Here is a 21380-nt window from a genome sequence, read left to right on the forward strand (position 1 = left end):
GCTTTGTGAGGTACTGATAGTGCACTCCGAGCGGGTCGACGAACTCCTCGATGCCCTCGGCGACACGCGTTCGCGCGCGGTGCTCGCCGCACTCGACGACGAGCCGCGATCGGCGAAGGAACTCGCCGACGTGCTCGACATCTCCCTGCCGACGGTCTACCGGCGTCTCGACACGCTGGAGGAATCGGATCTCGTCACGGCGCAGACGGCCGTGGCCGACGACGGCAACCACTACAAACGCTACTCCTGCGCGTTCGAGGAGCTCTCGATCCGCCTCGAACGCGGGGAGTACGTCGTGAACGTCAACCGCGAGGACGACCTCGCCGGGCGTTTCAGCGACCTCTGGTCCGAACTCGGCGGCGAAGAGGAGTAGGTTTATGCGCGCGCTCATACACGTCTCCGTCGTCGTGCTCTCGCTCGCGCGCCTGCTCCTCGCCGGCGTCAGACTGGTCACGTTCGCGCTCACGCTCGGGCTGACGCTCATCAGCTTCCGGGCCTATCGGCGCTCGCGGTCGCGGCGACTCGAGTACGCCTTCATCGGCTTCGCCTTCGTGAGCATCGGCGTCGCGCTCACCGCGCTCGCCGACCAACTCGACGCCGGCCCGCTGTTCCACGCCGGCGCGACGCTCGGCTTCCTCGTCGGCTTCGCGACGCTCTACGTCTCCCTCTACCGCTAGGTGGTGGCCGCATCCCATCCCGGCGGCTGTCGGTGTGCCAAGGGACGACCGTCGTGTCCGTCGGAGGACGCGCGGCCGGCAAAAGCTACGGCTCGGCGCGTCAATCGTTCGCGGGCGCGGCCTTCACTGTGGCCGTCCCGTCGTCCGTGATGGCGAGGGCGACGACGCCGATCGCAAGGACGCAGAGGAGGACGCAGCCGAGGTATTCGGCCGTGTAGCCGTACGCGGTGGCGAGGGGGAGCGCGACCAGCGGTCCGACCGTCGCCCCGAAGTCCCCGAAGACGTTGTAGACGCCGCCGAGCTTCCCGACGTCGTCCTCGGGGCTGATGTCGCCGAGATACGCCATCAGCGGGAGGTTCGCGCCCTCGACGCCGAGACCGATGAGCGCGACGCCGGCGAACGTTCCGAGGAGCGTGGGAACGAGCGCGAGCAGCGCGAATCCGGCGCCGAGGAGACCGATCGAGGGGACGACGACGTGCGAGCGCGTGGGCGCGCGGTCGGCGAGCGGGCCGACGAGGACGGTCGCGACTGCGGAGAAGAGCGCCGCGACGGCGAGGACGACGCCGCTGACGCCGGTCGCGTCCAGCAGTCCGACGTGGATGTCGTTCGCGGCCGCGTACTCGACGGCGGTCGAGAGGAGGATGCCCGCGTAGAGGAACCGGACGACGAAGTTCGTCGCGCCGACCGCGAAGACGCGCGTGTCGGCGACGGCGAGGCGCGGGACGTCCCGGAGGCGCGTTTCCCCCTCTGTCGCGTTCTCGTCGGGCGTCAGATCGGGGAGGATGAAGAAGGAGACGACGAGCGCGACCGCGGCGGCGAGACCGGCGATGGCGAACGCCGCCTGAAAGCCGAGGACGTCCGCGGCGAGCCCGCCGACGACGAGACCGGCGGGCATCCCGAGGCTCTGCCCGCCGCGCATGTAGCCCGTCCACTTCCCGCGGTTCGCGGGCGTCGTCACCTTCGTCACGGTGCTGAACGCGCCGACGAGGACGAACGCGGATCCGATCCCCCAGATCACGCGCGCGAGGAGGAACGACGCCGCGCTCGCCGTCGAGGGCGCGACCGGGAGACCGGCGAGCGCGCCCGGACCGGCGCGCCCGACGTGGTAGCCGACGAGGTAGCCGATCGCGGCCAGCCCCTCGAAGAGGAAGCCGACGAGCATCGGTTTGCGGGTGCCGACGCGGTCGAGGATCGCGCCCGCGGGCGCGTTCACGATCATCCGCGTCGCGCGGTTGATCGCGAGGATGACGCCGACGACGAGCGCGGAGAAGCCGAGGATGGAGCCGAGACGGGGGAGGGTCGGGAAGGCGACGCCACCGACCATTCCCCCGAAGAAGACGCCGACGACGAGGCTGACCACGACGGTTCGCGTGTCGTGCCCCTCGCCGGACGCGGACACGTGAGACATACTTATCGGTTAGTCAGTCGGGGTTGTAAGCGGACGGATTCGAGTGCGGACGGACGCGGACGCTACCGGCAGTCCTCGACGGCGAGCGGAGCGTCACAACAGTTCGTGTGGTACCGCTCGGGCGTCTCGACGGACGGGCAGCGCCGATAGCGCCGCCCGACGACCGCATCGCACCCCGCACAGCGGAGTCGGTAGGCCGGTTCGGCGAACGACGGACAGGTGAGCGGAACGTCGAGCGCGGCGGCGCGCTCGCGGAACGCCGGTCCGTGATCGGTGACGCCGTACGCCTGCACCTGCTCGACGTGGAGGAGTTCGTGACTGAGGACGCCGCGGAGCGTCGCCTCGTCGAACGACTCGGCGGCGCGGGCGGCGAGCGTCACCGTCGTCTCCCGGTGAATCGCGGGATGCGCGTCCCAGTCCGGTCGGACGCCGATCTCGCCGTCCGGCAGGGGCGTGTGCCGGCACGCGCCCGCGCGGCGCTTCGCGCGCGACGACACCGCGTGCGAGACGAGCGCGGGATCGACGTCGAGCGGCGTCGTCTCGGCGGCCCGCCGGGTCTCGTAGGCCATCCATCCCCGCAACACCGCCGCGTCCGTGAGGCGCACGCCCCGGAGTGAGGCGCCACCGGCCTTGAACCCGCGGGATACGCCCGAGTCCGTGGGCTTTTCGCCGCGCCGACGTAACTCGAGGCGTGAGCGAGCACGACGATGCGACGACGGAGTTCGAGGAGGTACGGGAGCGGGCGATCGAGACGCTCGAACGCGACGACCTGCGATCGGTCTACGTCGGCGTCCTCGACGAGACCGAGGAGAACGAGTTCTTCTTCGGGAACGAGACGGAGGACCCCCACGCGCTCCAGCGGACGGCCGCGACGCAACTCGGCATGCTCTGTCGAGTGCTGGCCGACCAGTCCGACCTCACGGTCGAGCAGGTGGCGGAACTCGCCGCCGAGCGCGCGGCCGAACTCGGCGTCGAGCGCTGAACGCTACCCGTCTCGCATCGACACCGGGTACGCGGGCACGAACGGCGCGCGCGACGTCGCGGCGAACACGCCCTTCCTGAGCGCGCCGCGGGCGTACTGGCTCGCGCTCCGCCGGACCGGCGTCCGCCCGCCCGCGACGCCCGTCGCGCCGCCGCGGATCGCGGCGACGACGTCCCGGTAGTCGACGCTCGCGGGCGCGTCCGGGCCGGGGACGTCGACCGTCGTGTACGCCCGCCCGACGTTCATGAGGTAATGGGCGTCGCTCGACCCGATGCCGGGGAGACCCTGCGAGCGCGCGAAGCGCCGCGCGCGGCGGTTCCGATACCCCGTGAACAGCATCGAATTGTAGATCTCGACGGCGTCGATCGGGTGCTCGCCGTCCCGCGGCGTCAGGTGGCGCCGCCGGACGCCGTGGCGCGAGCGCTGGAAGGGGTGGGGTGCGATGGCGACGCCGCCGGCCTCGCGGACCGCCGCGGCGGTCTCGCGATAGCCGCGTCCGGGAGCGGGACACTCGGTGACGCCGACGGCGAGCAGGTGGCCGTGTTTCGTCGACACCTCGACGCCCGGCACGCCGACCAGACCGTAGTCGGGGGCGAGGCGCGCCGCGCGCAGCGACGCGTCGATCTCGTCGTGGTCGGTGACGACGACGCCATCGAGTCCGATATCCGCGGCGTGCTCCAAGAGGAGTTCGACGGGCTCGTGGCCGTCGTAGGACGCGTCCGAGTGGACGTGCGGGTCCAGTCGGAGAGTGGGCATGGGTGTCCTGAGGCGGGCGCGACGTATAGCGTTTCTTCCCGCGGCCGTCCCCACCTACGCGACCGGCAGTTCGGTCTCGACGCCGGTGGCGACGGACTCGCGGACGCGTTCGAGGGCCTCGGCGTTCTCGGCCATCTCGTCCACCTCGCTCGCGTTCTCCATGAGCACGGTCTCGCTCGGGAAGAGGCGCTCGCCGAGCGCGAGACCGTGCTCGCGCGCGGTCGAGCCGGTGACGGTGAGGTAGACGCCGAGACCGACGTCCGCGATGGCGGCCTCCTCCTCCTCGCCCTCGGCGGGATAGACGAACTCGACGCCCGCCAGCGCTTCGAGACCGACGACGGCCTCGACGAGGCGCTCGTAGCGCGGCGAGATGCAGAGCGGTCCCTCGTAGGCGTCGAGGAAGGCGCGATCGAAGGCGTCGGCGTCGAGGGCGTCGGCGTCACCCATCAGCGTGTGGTACACCGTGTCTCCGATGCCGGTGACGACGCGGACGTCCGTGTCCTGCGGGTCGATGCGCTCGTTGACGTCCGCGATCGTGGCGAGCGGCTCGCCGCGGAGACCGACGACCTCCTCCAAGACGAGGTCGGCGCTGTCGAAGCCGAGCGCGAACTCGTGCTTGCGCAGCGCGCGAAACGGCTCCTCGCGCCCCACGAGGCGGACGGGGACGCCCGCGACGTCGAGCGTGAGGCTGTCGAAGACGATCCGCCGGGGCTTGCCCTCGCGGTCGTCGCGCAGGAGCGTGTAGTCGGGCCGATAGGGATCGTCGGGATCGCTGTAGTCGGCGAGCCGATCGTAGACGTTCGCGGCGGCCGTCGCGTTCCCCTTCGTCACGGCCTTCTCGCGGCGGAGCGTCTCCGTCACGTCGTCGGCGACCCGCTGTGCGTCGGGATGGCCCGCCAGCCGATCGAGGACGGCTTCGAGCGGGCGACCCTTTCGCGGGACGGCGACGGTGACTGGCTCCATCGTTGTCGGATGAACGTGACCCGGGGGCTTACCCGTTGTGTTTCGTGAGAATCCGTCTCAGGGTATCTCCGTGCCCTCAGAGCGAGAAGCGATCGCCGATCTCGACGAGTTCGAGTTCCGCGGGATGCTCGAAGCTCTTCGCGTGGTGGTGGAGAACCGTCGGGTCCGCGGTCAGCCCCTTCCACATGTCGTAGTGCGTCGGGACGAGCCGATCGAGTTCGAGGTCGCGCGCGCACTCGACGATCTGGTTCTCGTCGTTGTACCACCGCGTGCGCTTCGGCTCGCGCGTCTCCTTATCGGGGATGGTGCCGACGGTGCCGAAGGCGAGCGCGCCCGCGTCGATGTCGAAGCGTTCGCCGAGGTCGGCGAAGGTGTCGCTCGGCCTGCTGTCGCCCGCGTGGAAGAACGTCCCGGCGTCGTGCTCGAAGACGTAGCCGACGGGGTGTTCGGCGTCCGGATCGTTCGTCTCGACGACGTGAACGGTGAAGGAGCCGACGTCGAGGGTGTCGCCCTCGGTCACCTCGGCGAACTGGTCGTCCGCGACGCCGTAGTTGACCGGCCACTCCTCCTCCTCGACGACGTCGATCGAGGCGTCGGGACCGTAGAAGGTCGCGCCCGTCGTCTCGAGGATCGGGGCCTGACTCGGGCCATCGACGTGATCGGAGTGCTCGTGCGTCGCGAGCACCGCGTCCGCGGCCTCGACGTCCGTCGGGTCGAGGGGCACGGGAATCATCCGGATCGTCCGCGGCGGATCGCCCGTGCCGAGGTAGGGATCGACGAAGACCGTCGTCCCGTCGCTCGCCTTCAGCACGAAGCCGTTACAACCGAGATACCACGCGTCGACCCCGTCGGGGTCGGCGTCGGCGACCGCTCGCGGCAGCCAGTCGCCCCAGTCGCTCTCCATGTCCGGACGTGTGCGTGCCCGGATCCTAAGCGTTCCGAAGCTCTCAGTCCGCGGCCGGATCATACGCGTCGCGGCACTCGTCGTCGCAGAAGGCGTGAAAGGAGAGCACGCCGTCGTCGCCCTCCACCGTCCGGACCGGCTGCCACGTGCCGCTCTCGAGTTCGCGCCCGCAGTGCGCGCACTCGTCGAACTGCACGGCCGAACCGATCCGGTCCCGATCCCGCGTCGGCATTCTACTCTCCGTTCTCTCGTCTCGGGATTAACCCCGGTGGCTGGATGGCCAAGCCCCTCAAGTGGTCGACGCGAATCGCCCGGATTCGAGACGCCTTCGTCGCGGCGGCGCGGCGGCGCGGTGGTGCGGCGGCGCGGCCGACGGATCCCCGGGGGGATCGAGCCGTCAGAGCCGCTCGGCGAGCCACTCCATGTTCATCAGGGCCGCGGAGACGAGGACGCCGATGATCGAGACCGCGACGAGGAACGTCGAGACGACGCTGACGAGCGGCGTCAGCGACGACTGGAGCGACGTCCACGCGAGCACGGGGACGGTCTGCACCCCGTAGCTCTTGAGGAACATCGCCATGATGAACTCCTGCAGGCTGACGATGAACGCCACCACGGCGGAGATGAGGACGCCGCCGCGGACGTTCGGGAGCACGACGTGGTAGAAGACCCGACTCGGGCGCGCCCCGAGGTCCATCCCGGCGTCCCGGAGGTCCCAGTCGAAGCGCGCGAACACCGACTGCATCACGAAGAACACGAGTGGCGTCGCCCACAGCGTGTGCGCGACGATGATGTTGAGGTAGGTGTTCGTGAAACCGATGCGGTTGAAGTAGATGAGCAGCGTCAGCCCGATGACGACCGGCGGCAGGAGGAGCGGGAGGAGGATGATGGGCGGGAGCACGCGCGCGAGCGTGGAGTCCGAGCGCTGCACCGCGAGCGATCCCATCACGCCGAGGACGGTCGAGAGCACCGACGCGCCGACGCCGATGACGACGCTGTCGCGGACGGCGCTCAGCCACTCCGCGCTCGCGAAGAACTGTCGGTACCACTGCAGGCTGAAGCCGTGCGGCGGGAAAGTGAGGTACTGCCCCCGCTGGAACGACGTGACGAACACGACGACGATGGGGAGCATGATCAGCGCGAACAGTAGCCAGTAGCCGGCCCGGAAGAGGACGTCCTCCGCGCGCTCGCGGGAGAGTTCGACCTCAGACACCCTCGACACCCCCGATCGAGCCGGTGAGCAGTCGCAGTACGCCGAGCGAGACGACGAGCATCGCGGCGAGCATCAGGAGGCTGAGCGCCGCGCCCGTCGGGTAGTCGAACTGCGTGAGCATCAGGCTCTCGATCTCCATGGCGAACGTCGTCTGCGCGCCCGATCCGAGCTGGGAGGGCGCGGCGTACGCGCCGACGCTCCACGCGAACGAGACGACGGTGGCGACCGCGATCCCGGGGAGCGCCTCGGGGACGACGACCTCGAGGAACGAGCGCGGTCGGGACGCGCCGAGGTCGCGTGCGGCCTCGACGGTGTCCCAGTCCATCGTCGAGAGCACGCTGTAGATGGAGAGCACGGCGTACGGGAAGACGATGTACACCTGCCCGATCACCGTGCCGACGATCCCGGGCGCGAACTGGATCGGACTCCCGATCACTCCCAGCCCGAGCAGCACGTCGTTCAGCACGCCCCGTGGAGCGAGGAGCGGCCGCCACGCGTACGTCTTCACGACGAGCGTCGTCAGCAGCGGGAGGATGATCGAGAACAGCAGGAGCGACTTCCGGAGACCATCGGCCCGATACGCGGCGTACGCGTAGAACAGCGCGAGGAACACCGAGATGACGGTCGCGGCGACGCCGAGTTCGAACGAGAAGGCGACGAGCTGCCGGTAGAGGTCGGAGGCGAAGACGGCGCGATAGGCCCCGAGCGTGAACCCCGGTTGGTAGGGACCGGCCTGCGCGCTCGCGTTCAGGCTCATTCGGACGAGGATGAGGAAGGGGATGACGAAGAACGCGAGTTCGAAGGCCGCGAGCGGCGCGATGAGGAAGACGTTTCGCGAGTCCCGGCCCTTGATGCGCTCGCCGAGCCACGCGAACATGGACTCGGACCCCGCCATCACGTCTCACCTCGACCGACGCGCGCGCCGTCGGCGGCGAAGGCGAGGAGGTCGTCGGGATCCCACGACACTCGGACGACGTCGCCGGCCGAGAACGCGGTGTCCGCGCCCACGCTCTGCTCGAAGAACAAGTGCTCCCCGCCGAGATCGACGTAGAAGCGCACCGTCGACCCCCGGTAGAGGACGTCCGTGATCTCGCCGGTGACCGCGGAGGCGCCGTCGCCGTCGGTGCCCTCGACGCGTTCGACGTCGAGTTCCTCCGGCCGGAACGACACCGACAGCCCGTCCCCCTGCGCGACGGCCGCGTCGCCGGTTCGGACGTCGACCTCGGTGTCGAATGCGGTGTCCGCGATGACGCCCGTCTCCGTCACCTCGGCGACCGTCGCGTCGACGAGGTTCGTGTCGCCGAGGAACTCCTCGATGAAGAGGCTCACCGGGTCGTCGTACACCTCGCGGGGCGCGCCGATCTGCTCGATGTCGCCGTCGTGCATGATGGCGATGCTGTCGGCGAGGGTGAACGCCTCGTTCTGGTCGTGCGTGACGTGGACGAACGTCGTCTCCACCGCGTCGTGGATGTTCCGCAGTTCGAGTTGCATCTGCTCGCGCAGGCGCTTATCGAGGTTCGAGAGGGGTTCGTCGAGCAGGAGGACGTCCGGCTCGATGGCGAGCGAGCGCGCGAGCGCGACGCGCTGTTTCTGGCCGCCCGAGAGGTCGGTCGGGTCGTGGTCGACGAACTCGCCCATCTCCACGACGTCGAGCATCTCGCGGGCGCGCTCGCGGCGCTCGTCCTCGCTCACGCCGTCCATCTTCAGCCCGAACGCGACGTTCTCGATGACGGACTTGCGTGGGAACAGCGCCCACGACTGGAACACCATCGACGTGTTGCGCTCGTACGGCGGCTGGTCGGTCACCGGCTCGTCGCCGATGTGGACGTCGCCGTCCGTCGGGGTTTCGAGGCCGCCGAGCATGCGTAGCGTCGTGGACTTCCCGCACCCGGACGGGCCGAGCAGGCAGAGCAGCTCGCCGTCGTCCACGTCGAGGTCGAGACCGTCCACGGCCGTGAGATCGCCGTACTCCTTGCGGAGGCCGCTGAGGGTGACCGAGGCCATTAGCTCTGCGTCTTCATCCGCTTGAACTTGTTCGAGAACGTCTCGGAGTAGGGGGCGAGGTCGTCCCAGCGCGGGAGGGCCATCTGCTGGGCCTCCTCGGCGTTCGTGGGGAGGTAGTCCCCGAGGTCGCCCGCGTACGTCATCTCGTCCGTGGTGAAGAACAGCGGGTGGTCCTCGGACCACTTGCTCTGCACCTCCGGATCGAGGAGCATGTTGATGAACTGCTCGCCGAGGGTGCGCTTGCTCGTGCCGCGCACGACCGCCCAGTTGTCCATGTAGCCCGCGTTCGCCGACGGCATGGAGAACGAGACGTCCTCGTGGTTCTCCATGTCGTAGTAGACCTGCCCGAAGTACCACTGGGCGGCGTCGATGATGCCGTTCCGGAACTGCTGCCAGACGTCGGTGCCGGAGGCCGCCCACCCCGTGATCGGCCACGTCTCCAGCGTGTCCATGAGCGTGTCGTGGTACTGCTTCTGGTAGAGTTCGCCGGCGCTCGGGGCGGCGTCCGTCCCGACGGCCGCGCCGAGCAGGGGGTAGATCCAGAAGCCGGAGTCGACGCCGACGCCCGCCGAGTTCTGCACCGTCTGACTCGTGAAGTCGCTCCACGTCTCCACCGGCTGGTCGAGGCTATCCCGGTAGAGGATCGTGAGCGGGGCGCCGTCCGCGGGCGCGCCGTGCGTGATCGGGCGGACGTTCTTGTAGTAGTCGTAGACGTGATCGATGTTCGGGATGTTCTCCTCGTAGCGCAGCGGCTCGAAGAGTCCCGCGTTCCGGCCGTTGTAGTAGACGGGTTCGCAGGTGACCGTGACGTCGAACGGCGGGTCGTCCTTCGGCGCGGACTGGATCTTCGCGAGGAGACTGTTCCACCCGGTGTTCACTTCGAGCGTCGCGTCGAATCGGGACTCGAAGATGGGCTTGATCGCCTTCTCGAAGCGCTCCCCGTAGTTGCCGCTCCATGCGGTCACGCGGAGGGTCGGCGTGCTGTCGCCGCCGCTGCCGCCCATTCCGCTGCAGCCGGCCATCGCGGTCGTGGCCGCCGCGCCGGCCACGCCGAGGAAGCTCCGTCGATTCACCGCGGAGTGGCCCGTATCACCTACGTGATGCGCTCCGCTCTGCGAGTTCGGACGTTCGGACACGGCGTGTACGTGCGCCATCCGACGGAAAAGCGTGCCGTCTCGATCACGGTATGGGTGCAGTTGGCGCGCTTCTCGCGGACGCGTCCGGCGCGTCGATCAATCGCGGCGGTGGGCGTGAGCGTCGCACACGGTCGGAGACCCCGTGAAACGCCGAGGTTATACGGCCAGATCCAGTACGAGGGTCCAATGAGTCAGGACGAGCGGTCGGCGGGCGACCTCCGGAACACGGGGATGTCGCTGCGACACGACCGAACGTGGGATTACGAACTGGAGCGCATCGTCGAGGCGGTCGAGGAGCGCGACGCGGAGAAGGTCGGGATGCAGTTCCCCGAGGGCCTCAAGCGCCGCGCGCCCCACGTCGCGGACGACCTGCGCGAACTCCTGCCGGAGGGCGTTCGCGTGATGATCTCGGGGAAGCCCTGTTACGGCGCCTGCGACCTCGACACGTACATGATGCGCCGAACGGACGTCTTCGTCCACTTCGGGCACTCTCCGATGAAGGACTCGGAGAAGATCATCTACGTCCCGCTCTTCTCGAACGTCGAGGTGACGCCCATCATGGAGGACGCCCTCGACGAACTCGACGTCGGTGACGTCGGTCTCGTCACCACCGCCCAGCACATGAACAAGTTCGAGGAGATGCGCGAGTGGCTGGAGGAGCGCGGCTTCACCGTCCACACGCGCCGCGGCGACGAGCGCCTCACGCACGAAGGGCAGGTCCTCGGCTGCAACTACGCGTCCGCGGACATCGACGCCGATCAGGTGCTCTACGTCGGCGGCGGGAAGTTCCACCCCGTCGGGCTGGCGATGGAGCATCCCGAGAAGAACGTCGTCATCGCCGATCCCGTGAACAACGTGGTGACGGTCGCGGACCACGAGCAGTTCATGAAGCAGCGTTACGCCTCGGTACATAAGGCGATGGACGCCGAGAAGTGGGGCGTCATCTTCTGCACGAAGATCGGACAGGGCCGCTGGGAGCAGGCGAACGAGATCGTCGAGAACAACGACGACGCCTACCTCATCACGATGGACGAGGTGACGCCGGACAGATTGCGGAACTTCGACATGGACGCCTTCGTCAACACGGGCTGTCCGCGCATCACGACCGACGACGGCCCGCGATTCCACAAGCCGATGCTGACGCCCGGCGAGTACGAGTGCGCCGTCGGCAACAAGCCCCTCGACGAGATGGAGTTCGACACCTTCCACGGGACGTGGTGAGCGTGGTTCCGACCGCAGGGAGGAGCCACGGTAAAGCGAGCGGGAGCGACCGAAGGGAGCGACACGCGAGCAGCGTGATTCCGGCGTCGACGCCGAAACCACGTTGAGGCGAGCGGGGGGCTGAGCGAGCGACGCGAGCCGCCCGAACCGGCTCTCGCCCACGGTCCGGTGATCGCCCGTCCGCGACCGACGCGGCTTTTCGGCTCGCGCTTCTCTCGTTCGTCATGAAGCGCGCCCTCGAACGGCGTCTCGCCGACGTCGCGGGCTTCGACGATCCGGACGTCGAGCGCGAGCAGTATCCGACGCCCGCGGGGCTCGCGGCGCACCTGCTCCACACCGCGGATCTGCGCGGCGATCTCGACGATGTCGTCCTCGATCTCGGCACCGGCACGGGGATGCTGGCGCTCGGCGCGGCGTGCCGCGATCCGGCGCGCGTCGTCGGTCTCGACGTGGACGGCGACGCGCTCGCGATCGCGCGCGCGAACGAGTCCCGCGTCGCGCCCGAGACGCCCGTGGCGTGGGTGCGCGGTGACGCGAGGGACCCGCCGCTCGACGTCGCGCGCCCGGTGACGGTCGTGATGAACCCGCCGTTCGGCGCGCAGCGGGAGAGGCGGCACGCGGACCGGCGCTTCCTCGCGACGGCGGCAGATCTCGCGGACGTCTCGTGGTCGATTCACAACGCGGGGAGCCGCGACTTCGCGGCGTCGTTCGCGGCGGACGAAGGGGGAGCGGTGACGGACGCGTTCGCCGCCGAGTTCGACGTCGCGCGGCAGTTCGACTTCCACACGAGCGCGCGCGAGACGCTCGACGTCGAGGTGTACCGGATCGACTGGTCTCAGTCGTAGGTCTCGCGCGTCGCGATCGTGAGGCGCGTCCCGTTGTGCGCGGCGACGAGGTATTTCCCGGCGTGCCCGAAGCCGAGACCGCCGGCGGTCGCGGTGGCGTTCTCCGCGGGGATCGGCGTCCGGCCGAGCGTCTCGTTCGCGTGGGAGACGACGAGCGCGAACCCGTCCGGGGTGTTCGCGACGGTGACGTTTCGACCGGCGATCACGGGCGTCGCCGTCTCGTTCGCCGAGGTGTACGCGAGCGTGCGGTCGCCGTCGGGTCCGTCGAGGGCGACGCGGTAGACGTCGGAAGCGCCGACCGGCGCCCACCCGGATCGATCGGCGGTGACGGTCTCGCTCCATCCGACGCCGCCGACGCGGACCGACGCGCGTCCCGAGTAGGCGAGCGAGGTCGCCGAGACGGCCTGCGTCCAAATCGCGCGTCCGGGGTTCGAGACGATGACGCCGCTCGCGTTCACGCTCGTCGATTCGTTCCAGAGGTCGAGGTCGAGCGCGCCCACGCGCTCGTTCGGGACGTCCTCGGCGTAGGTGACGGTGTACCCGCGGACGTGGATCGCGTCGTCCGCGCCCGTGCTCGCGTTCGCGCTGGCACCTCCGCTCGCCCCCACGCCCGCTCCCGCGCCGGGCGCGACGGTGGTGACGTTCACGGGGACGGCGACCATGGCGGTGACGAGGAGGGGGAAGCAGAGGCAGAGCGTCGCGACCTGCCGGCGCGTCAGTCCGGTGTTGAATCGCGCGAGGAGGGACCCCGAGCGCGCACGGACGCCGGCCGCGACGAAGAGACCGAGCGCGACGACGAACAGCACGCCGAGTCCCCGAAAGAGGACGTACGTCGAGGGTCCGCGATACCACCAGATGACGTAGAGCGGAACGCTCGCGGCGTAGACGACCGCGGCGCCCCAGAGCCGGAAGCCGCTCGGGCGTTCGTCGCGCGCGGAGACGACGAGCGCGCCGAGGAGGACGCCGATGAAGACGCCGGTCGCGTGACCCTGCACGGCGACGCCCGCCCACCACGGGCCGCCGTAGGACGGACCGGCGGACGCGACGACGATGGGGTCGCGGAGGGCGTCGTAGAGCGTGGAGGCGAACCCGCTCGCGGCGCTCGCGGCGACGACGGCGACGGGGTAGCGCGTGAGCGCGAACGCGCCGAGGGCGAAGACGACGCCGGAGAAGCCGATGATCGGACCCCACGCGAGCGCGCTCGTCAGGACGGCGACGACGGCGACGGCGACGAGGAAGCAGCAGATCCGGACGAGCGGGTTGGTGCGCAGCGACCCGAACGTCGATTCGCCGCGACGCGTCGGGTAGTGGCTCCACGCGTACTCGGCGAGCGGCGCGTAGACGACGGTGCCGATGAGGTTGCCCGTGATGTGCGAGAGACCGGCGTGCGCGAACGGCGCGGTGAGCACGCCGAGCGGGTAGAGGTACGACCACGAGGTGAAGGGGAGGGAGAGCGGGTCGGTCGGGTGCGACCACCCCTGTTGGACGATCAGGTAGAAGCCGGCGACGCCCGCGACGACGACGAGCGTCCCCCACGGGACGCCGAAGAGGAAGCGCGTGCGGAGGCGCCGACTCCACTCGTCGCCGACGCCGTCGAGCGCGCGGACGCAGGCGAGCGAGACGAGCGTCCCGAGGACGACCGCGGGCGCGAGCGCCGTCGCGGGCGCGAGACCCGCGACGATCGCGACGCCGAGGCCGACGAGCGCGCCGAGCGGGAGGCCGGCCCGGAGCGCCATCCCGGGGCGGAGTGCGCGGGCGAGCGCGGCGGCGAGGACGAGGAGCCAGCAGACGAGAGCGCCCGCGCCGCCGGCGAGGAGAACGGTGGAGACCATACCGGTCGCTCGGCCCGCGCGTCCTTAAACGGCGGCGGGACGCGGACGCGGACGCGGACGCGAACGGGCGCGACCGCAACGTTGAAACGCCGCAGAACCGACCGTACGTGTATGGATCTCCGGGTCATCGAGCAGCAGGACACAGAGCTGACGATCGAGATCGCGGGCGAGGACCACACGTTCATGAACGTGCTGAAGGGCGCGCTGCTCGAACTCGACGACGTCGCCGCCGCGACGTACGACCAGAACCCAGAGCAGTCCGGCGGCCAGACCGAACCCGTCCTCACGCTGAAGACGGAGGGCGCCGACCCCCTCGACTGCCTCGAACAGGGCGCGACGCTCGTCGACGAGCAGATGAACGAGTTCCGGACCGCGTTCGAGACCGCGCGGTAATCGTCCTCCCGATCTCGCTTCTCACGTCGTATCGCGGTGCGTGACGTCGCCTACAACCGCACCGGTACGTCGTTCTCGTCGAGGGACTCCTCCACTTCCACCTTTTTCCGCCTCACTCCGTTCGCCGCAAAAACCCGGAGGGAAAAAGCCGCCTACAACCGCACCGGTACGTCGTTCTCGTCGAGGTACTCCTTCACTTCCTCGATGGTGTACTCCTCGAAGTGGAAGATGGAGGCCGCGAGCGCGGCGTCCGCGCCCGACTCGAAGGCCTCCAGCATGTGCTCGGGTTCGCCACAGCCGGAGGAGGCGATGACGGGCGTGGAGACGGCGTCGCAGACGGCGCTCGTGAGCGGCAGATCGTAGCCGTCCTTCGTGCCGTCCTTGTCGATGGAGTTCACGAAGAGTTCGCCCGCGCCGCGCTCCTCGGCTTCGGCGGCCCACTCGACGACGTCGATGCCGGTGCCCTCGCGCCCGCCCTTCACGGTGCACTCGAACCAACAGGACTCGCCGTCCACCCGCGCGTAGTGCTCGCCGTCCTCGTCGAAGCGCCGGCGCGCGTCGACGCTGATGACGATGCACTGACTGCCGAAGGCCTTCGCGCCCTCCGTGATGAGTTCGGGGCGCTCTAGGGCGCCGGTGTTGATGGAGACCTTGTCCGCGCCGGCGCGCAGCGTCTCCTTGATGTCGTCGGTGTCGCGGATGCCGCCGCCGACGGTGAGCGGGATGAACACCTCGTCCGCGACGCTCTCGACGACGGAGAGCATCGTCTCGCGCCCGTCGGCGCTCGCCGTGATGTCGAGGAAGACGAACTCGTCCGCGCCCGCCTCGTTGTACTTCTTCGCGAGTTCCACGGGGTCGCCCGTGTATTCGAGGTCCTCGAAGTTCACGCCCGTGTAGACGGCCGCGTTCCCGTCCTCGTCGAGGTCGACGTCGATGCACGGGATGACGCGCTTCGTGAGGGTCATACGCGTGATAGGCAGGCACCCCCTGAAAAGGTGTCCGACTGGGCGAGCCGGCCGTCGCGCCCCGAGAAGAGCGTCCGGAGGGCGCCGCTCGCGACGTCACGAGAACGCGGCGGCATCGCTCGCCGCTCGCGAGGGTCCGAAAACGGAAAGGCGCGCGCGGTCGAAACACAGCATATGGACACGACACACGAGGGGCGTACCACGTCGCCGATGCAATCGTACACGAGGACGCAGGTCGCCTACGGTGCGGCGGTCTTCGTCATCGGCGCGGTGATCGCCTTCGTCCTCCCCTTCCTCGGTTAGCGCGCGGCGACGGCCGCCCGCGCGACCCCCGTGCTCCACGCGGCGACGACGAGCGCGAGCGCCGCCGCGGGCGAGAGTCCCGACGCGAGGAAGCCGAGGACGACCCCGCAGAGCAGGAGGAGCCACGCGCCGAACGCCGTCGGCGCCCACGCCGCGCGCGACTCCACGACCGCGAGCGCGAGACCGACGACGACGCCGCCGATCGCGGCGAGCGCGACGGTCGCGGGCGCGACGGACGGGAGCGTCCGGTTCCAGAAACCCGCGTAGACGAGCGCGGTGAGGAGGCAGGCGATGAGGAGCGACCAGCCGGCGGCGCGGGTCGGCGACTCACCGTCGGTCGTGTCGAGCATACCGGTCCCTCGCCCTCGGTCGCGAAAAAAGCTCGCTCCTCACTCCATCGCGGCCGCGATCGTCTCGCGGAACGCCGCGACGGCGTCGTGGTCGAACGCGACTCCCCCGCTCTCGACGTCACCGATGTCGATGGCGAGCGTCCCCGAGTCGTCGCTCGACCCGATCTCGACGACGTCCGCGACGCCGTCGAAGGCCGCGCGCACCGCCGCGGGATCGGTCGTCTCGACGACGGCGCGCCCGGGCGCCTCGGAGAAGAGCGCGGCGAGCGACGGCACGGAGACGTCCGCGCCGGCGTCGGCGGTGAGTCCTTCGGCGAGCGTCACGGCGAGACCGCCGTCGCTGACGTCGTGGACGGCGCTCACCGAGTCGTCGCCCGCGACGCGCGCGAGCGTCGCGACGAGGTCTCCGGCGTTCTCCGGCACTTCGGGGAAAGCGTCGCTCCCGCCGAACTCGGCGAGGAGTTCGGAGCCGCCGAGGCGCTCGTCGTGGCCGCCGACGAGGAGGAGCGTTCCGTCGCCCGCGAGGGCGCTCCCGGGGGCGTCGACGGTATCGGTGGTGCCGAGGACCGCGAGCGTCGGCGTCGGCGGAATGGGACCGGCCTCGCTGTCGTTGTAGAGCGAGACGTTCCCGCCGACGACAGGTACAGAAAGGTCGCGACAGCCGTCGGCGAGACCGTCGACGATGGCGCCGAAGCCGCCGTAGACGTCCGACTTCTCGGGGTTCCCGCCGTTGAGGCAGTCGACCGCGGCGACGGGTTCGGCGCCGACCGCCGCGAGGTTCGTCGCGTTCTCGACCGCGGTGGCGTACGCGCCCGCGTACGGCTCGCAGGCCGTCCAGTTCGGGTTCGCGCCCGCGGCGAGCGCGATGCCGGGCGCGTCCGCGACAGCTGCGTCGGCGTCCGCGAGTTCGCGGAGTGCGAGCACCGCGCCGTCCTCGCCGGGCCGGACGGCGGTGCGCGCACCGACCTCGTGGTCGTACTGCCGGTAGATCCACCGCTTCGAGGCGGCGTTCGGGCTGGCGACGACGGCCTCGAAGGCCTCGGCGAGGGCCGGGAGGTCGTAGTCCGTCGCGGGCGTCTCGGGCGTCTCCATCGGGAGGTCGTTGAGCGGCGCGCCGTCCGCGAGGAACTCGGCGGGCGCGTCCACGACGACGTCGCCGTCGAACTCGCAGACGTACCGGCCGTCGACCGTCACCTCGCCGATGTCGGAGCACCCCAGATCGTACTTTTCGGCGATCTCGCGGACGGCGTCGACGTTCTCGGGATCGACCTCGTACACCATGCGTTCTTGGGACTCCGCGAGGAGGATCTCGGTCGCGTTCATCCCCGGCTCGCGCTGGTGGACGGCGTTCAGGTCGAGGCGACAGCGAGGCGCCCCTTCGCGACGAGTTCGGAGGAGGCACCCCCGAGACCGGCCGCGCCGAGGTCGCGCGCGGACTGCACGAGACCGGCGTCGATCAGCGCCTCGTTGGTCTCGACGAGGCGCTTTTCGGCGTAGGGGTCGCCGACCTGCACCGCGGGGCGGTCCTCGGTCTCGGCGTCCTCCGCGAGGTCCTCGGAGGCGAACGAGGCGCCACCGAGGCCGTCGCGGCCCGTGCTGTTTCCGACGAGCACGAGGCGGTTGCCGGGTCGCTGTGCCTCCGCCGTGACGAGGCGGTCGGGCGAGAGGAGACCGACGCAGGCGACGTTCACGAGCGGGTTGCCCTCGTAGCCCTCGTGGAACGCCGTGCTGCCCGAAACGGTGGGGACGCCGATCGCGTTGCCGTAGTGGCTGATGCCCTCGACGACGCCGTCGAGGAGGTAGCGCGAGTGCTCGCGCTCGAAGCCGCCGAAGTAGAGGCAGTCAGCGAGCGCGACGGGGTAGGCGCCCATCGAGAGCGTGTCGCGGACGATCCCCCCCACGCCCGTCGCCGCGCCGTCGAACGGATCGACGTAGGAGGGGTGGTTGTGCGATTCGACGCCGAACGTGGCGTAGATCCCGTCGCCCACTTCGATCACCGCGGCGTCGTCACCGGGTCCGACGACGACGTCCTCGCTCTCCGAGTCGAACGCGGAGAGCAGCGGTAGCGAGGAGCGATACGCGCAGTGCTCGCTCCAGAGGTTCTCGAACAGCGCGGCCTCGGCGCGCGTCGGGTCCCGACCCAGTTCCCCGACGACGCGTTCGCGATCCGACTCGGCGAGAGTCATTCACCTTCATGGTTCGTCGGGCGTCGTTTATGCGTTTCTATGTGCACGTTCGTGGGTATCGACGCTCGGCGATCACTCGACGCGCGCGTCCATCGACCCGAGAAGGCCCGCGACGTCCGACTCGTCGAGCACGCCGTCGGTGACGCCGTAGGTGCCCGTCGCGCCCGTCTCGCGGGCCGCGGTGGCGAGCGACGAGACGAAGCGCTGGAGCGAGTCCGCATCCGCGTACATGGAGAGCGTGGCGAGGTCGTCGAAGGCCACCCATCCGCCCTCGCGGACGTACCGGAGAGCGTTCGAGAACGCGATGCTGAGGCCCGTGAGGTCACCGGGACTGACCCGGTCGGCGACCCACAGCGGGCCGTCGTAGCGGACTGTCGAGCCGGTGACGGGGATCACGCCCACGCGATCCGGATCGAGGCCGCGCTCGCGGACGGCCCGCTCCGTCTCGCCGGGGAGCGCGTTCGTCTGGATGACGAGGAGGTTGCGGAACGCGGCGTCCGGGAGACGATCGAGGGTCGAGGCGTGCGGTGAGAGCGTGACGAGCACCTGCGCGCCCGCCTCGACCTCGCGGAGCGCCCGGGGGACCTCAGGCATCCTCGAACCCCCCATCGTCGCTCTCGCGGTCGCGGACGTCCGCTCCGTCGAACGTCCGGTTTTCCGTCCGCACGAAGTCGCGCGCGAAGTACCACATCGACCCGACGGCGAACGCGGCCGCGACCGCGTACGTCGCCTCGGCGATCACGTCCGCGGCGGCACTCCCGAACGCACCGGTCATGTGGCAGAGGTCGAGCGTCGTCGCCGCCGCGGTCACCGCGAGCGTCGCCGCGAGCCACCGGATGCCCTCCGGATAGAGCAGGTGCGTCGTGTCCCGGGCGACCAGCCACGCGAGAACGGCCGTACACGCGAGGATGACGACGACTTCGAGTCCGAACAGGGCCGTCGCGAGCGCCGCGACGGCCGTCACGGCTCGGCCCTCCGGACCATCGCGACGAGACGAGACGTCATCAGGACGATGGTGATCGTGGCGACCGTCCAGAGCAGTCCGGACGCGGGCACGAAGATCGCGTCGGGGACCGCGCGCTGGAGGAGGTCGACGGTGACGAGGCACCCGATGAGGACCGGCATCAGCCGGAGAACGCGTCCCCACGGGGATCCGGCGTAGCCGCGCGCGGCGACGAGCGACAGGACGAACGCGACCGTCGAGAGCATGAGTTGGACGTTCAACAGGATATCGACGAGCACGTCGGCGAGCGTCCCGTCGTTCACCGCGCGACACCCGACGTTCGTGGTAGCAGGGAGCGCACGCGCTCGGTGACGCGGGCCGGGTAGGAAACCGTTCCGCCCGGACCGGCGCGTTTTTGGCCGCCGGCCGCGAAGCGCACCCCGTGCTGTCGGTCGAGCTTCACACCCACTCGTCGCACTCCTACGACGGCCGCGATCCCGTCGAGATGCTCTTGGAGCAGGCGGCGGCGGTCGGCGCCGACGCGATCGCCGTCACCGATCACGACGAGTACGAGGCGAGCGCCCGCGCGGCCGAACTCGCCCCCGACTACGGACTCATCGGCATCCCCGGCATGGAGGTGACGAGCGCGGCCGGTCACGTCCTCGCGCTCGGCATCGGCGAACCCGTCCCGATCGGCCGCCCGTTCGGCGAGACGCTCGATCGAATCCACGACGCGGGCGGCATCGCCGTCATCCCCCACCCGTTTCAGGATCCCGCAGCGGCGTCGCCCCGCACGTCAGCGAGGCGGAACTGGCCTCGGCGGACGCCATCGAGGTGTACAACTCGCGGCTCCTCACCGGCCGCGCGAACCGGAAGGCCGAGTCGTTCGCCCGCGAGCGCGACCTCCCGATGACAGCCGGCTCCGACGCCCACATCGCCGAGATGGTCGGGCAGGCGATCACGCGCGTCGATCCCGACACCGACGATCTCCCCGGCATCCTCGACGCCATCGTCGCCGGCCGGACGAGCGTCGAGGGGCGACGGACCCCGTGGCACGTCAGCTTCCGGCAGGCCGCCGGCGGCGCGAAACGCCGCGTGAAAAACCGCCTCCGCGATCTGCTCTGAGCGGGCGACGCGGGTCACGTCACGTCGTCGGGCGGCCGCTCGGCGGCTGCGGGCCGGCTCAGAGCGTCGCGTCCGCGACGGTCTCGATCGCCTCGACGCCGATCGTCTCGACCTCGTCGCCGACGTCCGCGTTCGCTAATTCGTCGGGCGTCATCCACTCCCAGTGTTCGGGAGCGCGCTCGTCGCCGTCGGGGACGATCTCGCGCGAGTCCACGCTCGCGAAGTAGACGAAGTCGACGTGCTGGTGGCCGACCTCGCCGCCCTCGTAGGCGTGGATGTCCTCCAGCAACAGGTGCTCCGGCTGTGGGAGCGAGCGGACGACGCCCGTTTCGATGGCGGGATCGGCGAGCAGGAGCGTCGGGTCGAGACCGGTCTCCTCGCGGACCTCGCGCTCGGCGGCGTGATGGGGGAGTTCGTCGCGCTCGACGTGCCCGCCCGGCGGCAGCCAGAGACCGAGGCGGTCGTGCTCGTGGAGCGCCGTCGCGCCGTCGTTGACGACGTAGACGGTCGCGGTGTCGTGGCGAGTGGTCTCCATGCGTGGAGTGGGCGAGCGGCGGCCCTAAGCCTCCACCGGTACGTCGTCCTGCGCCTCCAGAAGCTCGTGATAGCGGTTGCGGATGGTGACCTCGCTGATGTTCGCCACCTCGCTCACCTGATTCTGCGTGACGCGCTCGTTCGTGAGGAGACCCGCGGCGTAGACGGCGGCGGCGGCGAGGCCGACCGGCGACTTCCCGGAGTAGATGCCCTCTGCCTTGGCCGATTCGAGCAGGCTGCGGGCCTGCCGCTCGACCTCGTCACCGAGTTCGAGATCGCTGACGAAGCGCGGGACGTAGCTCGTCGGGTCCGCGGGGGCGATTTCGAGGCTGAGTTCGCGGACGACGTAGCGGTAGGTGCGGGCGATCTCGTCCTTGTCGACGCGCGAGACGTTCGTCACCTCGTCGAGCGAACGCGGCGTGTTGGCCTGCCGGGCGGCGGCGTAGAGGGCGGCGGTGGCGACGCCCTCGATGGAGCGACCGGGGAGGAGGTCCTCGCTGAGCGCACGACGATAGATGACGGACGCCGTCTCCCGGACGTTCTTCGGGAGACCGAGGGCGCTGCTCATGCGCTCGATCTCGCCGAGCGCCTGCTTGAGGTTCCGCTCCTTCGAGTCGCGCGTGCGGAAGCGCTCGTTCCA

25 protein-coding genes and 2 pseudogenes are annotated in these 21380 nt (G+C 70.1%); 8 read left to right on the plus strand and 19 right to left on the minus strand.

Annotation, left to right across the window (positions count from 1 at the left end; all coding sequences use genetic code 11):
• The first annotated feature begins 19 nt into the window (after positions 1-19).
• Complete coding sequence (locus tag AOZ13_RS08480; protein ID WP_020222743.1) at positions 20-373, plus strand: ArsR/SmtB family transcription factor; 354 nt, start codon at positions 20-22, stop codon at positions 371-373.
• A gap of 4 nt (positions 374-377) precedes the next feature.
• Complete coding sequence (locus tag AOZ13_RS08485; RefSeq protein WP_020222742.1) at positions 378-677, plus strand: DUF7521 family protein; 300 nt, start codon at positions 378-380, stop codon at positions 675-677.
• A 100-nt stretch (positions 678-777) separates the two neighbouring features.
• On the opposite strand, the gene AOZ13_RS08490 is transcribed toward AOZ13_RS08485, so the two are convergent.
• Entirely contained in the window at positions 778-2085 is a 1308-nt protein-coding gene (locus AOZ13_RS08490) for an MFS transporter (protein ID WP_049934034.1), read from the minus strand.
• A gap of 62 nt (positions 2086-2147) precedes the next feature.
• Positions 2148-2690 carry a SprT-like domain-containing protein gene (locus tag AOZ13_RS08495; protein WP_021780342.1) on the minus strand — a complete coding sequence of 181 codons (543 nt, stop codon included), beginning with the start codon at positions 2688-2690 and terminating at the stop codon, positions 2148-2150.
• Positions 2691-2776: 86 nt separating this feature from the next.
• On the opposite strand from AOZ13_RS08495, the gene AOZ13_RS08500 reads away from it, so the two are divergent.
• The gene (locus AOZ13_RS08500; RefSeq protein WP_020222974.1) at positions 2777-3067 is read left to right on the plus strand and encodes a hypothetical protein; all 291 of its coding nucleotides are present in this window, start codon (positions 2777-2779) and stop codon (positions 3065-3067) included.
• Positions 3068-3070: 3 nt separating this feature from the next.
• Here the strand turns inward: AOZ13_RS08500 and AOZ13_RS08505 are convergent, their stop codons facing one another.
• From AOZ13_RS08505 to AOZ13_RS08540, 8 genes are all read right to left on the minus strand, one after another.
• Positions 3071-3823: a CehA/McbA family metallohydrolase gene (locus AOZ13_RS08505; RefSeq protein WP_021780343.1), complete on the minus strand. Its 753-nt coding sequence runs from the start codon at positions 3821-3823 to the stop codon at positions 3071-3073.
• A 54-nt stretch (positions 3824-3877) separates the two neighbouring features.
• A complete protein-coding gene (locus AOZ13_RS08510; RefSeq protein WP_021780344.1) occupies positions 3878-4786 on the minus strand; it encodes a hypothetical protein in 909 nt (302 codons plus the stop codon).
• A gap of 76 nt (positions 4787-4862) precedes the next feature.
• Positions 4863-5690 (minus strand): MBL fold metallo-hydrolase, encoded by an 828-nt coding sequence (locus tag AOZ13_RS08515; RefSeq protein WP_020221681.1) that lies wholly within the window; start codon positions 5688-5690, stop codon positions 4863-4865.
• A 43-nt stretch (positions 5691-5733) separates the two neighbouring features.
• Positions 5734-5922 carry a DUF7576 family protein gene (locus AOZ13_RS08520; RefSeq protein ID WP_020221682.1) on the minus strand — a complete coding sequence of 63 codons (189 nt, stop codon included), beginning with the start codon at positions 5920-5922 and terminating at the stop codon, positions 5734-5736.
• Positions 5923-6087: 165 nt separating this feature from the next.
• Positions 6088-6903 (minus strand): ABC transporter permease, encoded by an 816-nt coding sequence (locus tag AOZ13_RS08525; protein ID WP_020221683.1) that lies wholly within the window; start codon positions 6901-6903, stop codon positions 6088-6090.
• Complete coding sequence (locus tag AOZ13_RS08530) at positions 6896-7798, minus strand: ABC transporter permease (RefSeq protein WP_020221684.1); 903 nt, start codon at positions 7796-7798, stop codon at positions 6896-6898. Before AOZ13_RS08530 ends, AOZ13_RS08525 begins: the two co-directional genes overlap by 8 nt.
• Positions 7798-8907, minus strand: coding sequence for an ABC transporter ATP-binding protein (locus tag AOZ13_RS08535; protein WP_020221685.1), 1110 nt, complete (start codon positions 8905-8907; stop codon positions 7798-7800). Before AOZ13_RS08535 ends, AOZ13_RS08530 begins: the two co-directional genes overlap by 1 nt.
• Positions 8907-10043 (minus strand): ABC transporter substrate-binding protein, encoded by a 1137-nt coding sequence (locus AOZ13_RS08540; RefSeq protein ID WP_044957552.1) that lies wholly within the window; start codon positions 10041-10043, stop codon positions 8907-8909. The genes AOZ13_RS08535 and AOZ13_RS08540 overlap by 1 nt, the downstream gene beginning before the upstream one ends.
• Positions 10044-10229: 186 nt before the next feature.
• Here AOZ13_RS08540 and dph2 point away from each other — a divergent pair, with 186 nt between their 5' ends.
• Positions 10230-11264 carry a diphthamide biosynthesis enzyme Dph2 gene (gene dph2, locus AOZ13_RS08545; RefSeq protein ID WP_020221687.1) on the plus strand — a complete coding sequence of 345 codons (1035 nt, stop codon included), beginning with the start codon at positions 10230-10232 and terminating at the stop codon, positions 11262-11264.
• A 224-nt stretch (positions 11265-11488) separates the two neighbouring features.
• Positions 11489-12109: an METTL5 family protein gene (locus tag AOZ13_RS08550; protein WP_021780347.1), complete on the plus strand. Its 621-nt coding sequence runs from the start codon at positions 11489-11491 to the stop codon at positions 12107-12109.
• On the opposite strand, the gene AOZ13_RS08555 is transcribed toward AOZ13_RS08550, so the two are convergent.
• Positions 12100-13941 carry a rhomboid family intramembrane serine protease gene (locus AOZ13_RS08555; protein WP_021780348.1) on the minus strand — a complete coding sequence of 614 codons (1842 nt, stop codon included), beginning with the start codon at positions 13939-13941 and terminating at the stop codon, positions 12100-12102. The two genes, AOZ13_RS08550 and AOZ13_RS08555, sit on opposite strands and share 10 nt — an antisense overlap.
• A gap of 111 nt (positions 13942-14052) precedes the next feature.
• On the opposite strand from AOZ13_RS08555, the gene AOZ13_RS08560 reads away from it, so the two are divergent.
• Positions 14053-14334 (plus strand): DNA-directed RNA polymerase subunit L, encoded by a 282-nt coding sequence (locus AOZ13_RS08560; protein ID WP_021780349.1) that lies wholly within the window; start codon positions 14053-14055, stop codon positions 14332-14334.
• A 152-nt stretch (positions 14335-14486) separates the two neighbouring features.
• Here AOZ13_RS08560 and hisF read toward each other — a convergent pair whose 3' ends face one another.
• The gene (hisF, locus tag AOZ13_RS08565) at positions 14487-15299 is read right to left on the minus strand and encodes an imidazole glycerol phosphate synthase subunit HisF (RefSeq protein ID WP_021780350.1); all 813 of its coding nucleotides are present in this window, start codon (positions 15297-15299) and stop codon (positions 14487-14489) included.
• Positions 15300-15473: 174 nt separating this feature from the next.
• Here hisF and AOZ13_RS15290 point away from each other — a divergent pair, with 174 nt between their 5' ends.
• The gene (locus AOZ13_RS15290; protein ID WP_021780351.1) at positions 15474-15602 is read left to right on the plus strand and encodes a DUF7550 family protein; all 129 of its coding nucleotides are present in this window, start codon (positions 15474-15476) and stop codon (positions 15600-15602) included.
• Here the strand turns inward: AOZ13_RS15290 and AOZ13_RS08570 are convergent.
• The 5 genes and pseudogenes from AOZ13_RS08570 to AOZ13_RS08590 all read right to left on the minus strand — a co-directional run bounded on the left by AOZ13_RS08570 (position 15599) and on the right by AOZ13_RS08590 (position 19404).
• Positions 15599-15952 (minus strand): hypothetical protein, encoded by a 354-nt coding sequence (locus tag AOZ13_RS08570; protein WP_021780352.1) that lies wholly within the window; start codon positions 15950-15952, stop codon positions 15599-15601. The genes AOZ13_RS15290 and AOZ13_RS08570 overlap by 4 nt on opposite strands.
• A gap of 39 nt (positions 15953-15991) precedes the next feature.
• Positions 15992-18138: pseudogene (gene purL, locus AOZ13_RS08575) on the minus strand (phosphoribosylformylglycinamidine synthase subunit PurL).
• 72 nt (positions 18139-18210) lie between these two features.
• Positions 18211-18732 carry a DUF7504 family protein gene (locus tag AOZ13_RS08580; protein ID WP_020220774.1) on the minus strand — a complete coding sequence of 174 codons (522 nt, stop codon included), beginning with the start codon at positions 18730-18732 and terminating at the stop codon, positions 18211-18213.
• Positions 18725-19102 (minus strand): hypothetical protein, encoded by a 378-nt coding sequence (locus AOZ13_RS08585; protein WP_020220775.1) that lies wholly within the window; start codon positions 19100-19102, stop codon positions 18725-18727. The genes AOZ13_RS08580 and AOZ13_RS08585 overlap by 8 nt, the downstream gene beginning before the upstream one ends.
• On the minus strand, positions 19099-19404 hold the full coding sequence (locus AOZ13_RS08590; RefSeq protein ID WP_020220776.1) for a hypothetical protein: 306 nt from the start codon (positions 19402-19404) through the stop codon (positions 19099-19101). Before AOZ13_RS08590 ends, AOZ13_RS08585 begins: the two co-directional genes overlap by 4 nt.
• A gap of 119 nt (positions 19405-19523) precedes the next feature.
• On the opposite strand from AOZ13_RS08590, the pseudogene AOZ13_RS08595 reads away from it, so the two are divergent.
• A pseudogene (locus AOZ13_RS08595) lies at positions 19524-20206 on the plus strand (PHP domain-containing protein).
• Positions 20207-20264: 58 nt separating this feature from the next.
• On the opposite strand, the gene AOZ13_RS08600 reads toward AOZ13_RS08595, so the two are convergent.
• Both AOZ13_RS08600 and AOZ13_RS08605 read right to left on the minus strand, forming a co-directional pair.
• Positions 20265-20741: an NUDIX hydrolase gene (locus AOZ13_RS08600; protein WP_020220778.1), complete on the minus strand. Its 477-nt coding sequence runs from the start codon at positions 20739-20741 to the stop codon at positions 20265-20267.
• Between the two features lie 24 nt (positions 20742-20765).
• On the minus strand, positions 20766-21380 hold a 615-nt coding region (locus tag AOZ13_RS08605), incomplete at its 5' end, for a transcription initiation factor IIB (protein WP_148294577.1).

Origin of the sequence: Halarchaeum acidiphilum MH1-52-1 (assembly GCF_000474235.1) — an archaeon.
GTDB lineage: Archaea > Halobacteriota > Halobacteria > Halobacteriales > Halobacteriaceae > Halarchaeum > Halarchaeum acidiphilum.

Bases quoted from the DNA above. Each gene is read 5' to 3' on its own strand.
- AOZ13_RS08485 (WP_020222742.1), top strand. From the start codon at position 378: ATGCGCGCGCTCATACACGTCTCCGTCGTCGTGCTCTCGCTCGCGCGC.
- AOZ13_RS08490 (WP_049934034.1), bottom strand. From the start codon at position 2,085: ATGTCTCACGTGTCCGCGTCCGGCGAGGGGCACGACACGCGAACCGTC.
- AOZ13_RS08505 (WP_021780343.1), bottom strand. From the start codon at position 3,823: ATGCCCACTCTCCGACTGGACCCGCACGTCCACTCGGACGCGTCCTAC.
- AOZ13_RS08510 (WP_021780344.1), bottom strand. From the start codon at position 4,786: ATGGAGCCAGTCACCGTCGCCGTCCCGCGAAAGGGTCGCCCGCTCGAA.
- AOZ13_RS08515 (WP_020221681.1), bottom strand. From the start codon at position 5,690: ATGGAGAGCGACTGGGGCGACTGGCTGCCGCGAGCGGTCGCCGACGCC.
- AOZ13_RS08520 (WP_020221682.1), bottom strand. From the start codon at position 5,922: ATGCCGACGCGGGATCGGGACCGGATCGGTTCGGCCGTGCAGTTCGAC.
- AOZ13_RS08530 (WP_020221684.1), bottom strand. From the start codon at position 7,798: ATGGCGGGGTCCGAGTCCATGTTCGCGTGGCTCGGCGAGCGCATCAAG.
- AOZ13_RS08535 (WP_020221685.1), bottom strand. From the start codon at position 8,907: ATGGCCTCGGTCACCCTCAGCGGCCTCCGCAAGGAGTACGGCGATCTC.
- dph2 (WP_020221687.1), top strand. From the start codon at position 10,230: ATGAGTCAGGACGAGCGGTCGGCGGGCGACCTCCGGAACACGGGGATG.
- AOZ13_RS08550 (WP_021780347.1), top strand. From the start codon at position 11,489: ATGAAGCGCGCCCTCGAACGGCGTCTCGCCGACGTCGCGGGCTTCGAC.
- AOZ13_RS08555 (WP_021780348.1), bottom strand. From the start codon at position 13,941: ATGGTCTCCACCGTTCTCCTCGCCGGCGGCGCGGGCGCTCTCGTCTGC.
- AOZ13_RS08560 (WP_021780349.1), top strand. From the start codon at position 14,053: ATGGATCTCCGGGTCATCGAGCAGCAGGACACAGAGCTGACGATCGAG.
- hisF (WP_021780350.1), bottom strand. From the start codon at position 15,299: ATGACCCTCACGAAGCGCGTCATCCCGTGCATCGACGTCGACCTCGAC.
- AOZ13_RS15290 (WP_021780351.1), top strand. From the start codon at position 15,474: ATGGACACGACACACGAGGGGCGTACCACGTCGCCGATGCAATCGTAC.
- AOZ13_RS08570 (WP_021780352.1), bottom strand. From the start codon at position 15,952: ATGCTCGACACGACCGACGGTGAGTCGCCGACCCGCGCCGCCGGCTGG.
- AOZ13_RS08580 (WP_020220774.1), bottom strand. From the start codon at position 18,732: ATGCCTGAGGTCCCCCGGGCGCTCCGCGAGGTCGAGGCGGGCGCGCAG.
- AOZ13_RS08600 (WP_020220778.1), bottom strand. From the start codon at position 20,741: ATGGAGACCACTCGCCACGACACCGCGACCGTCTACGTCGTCAACGAC.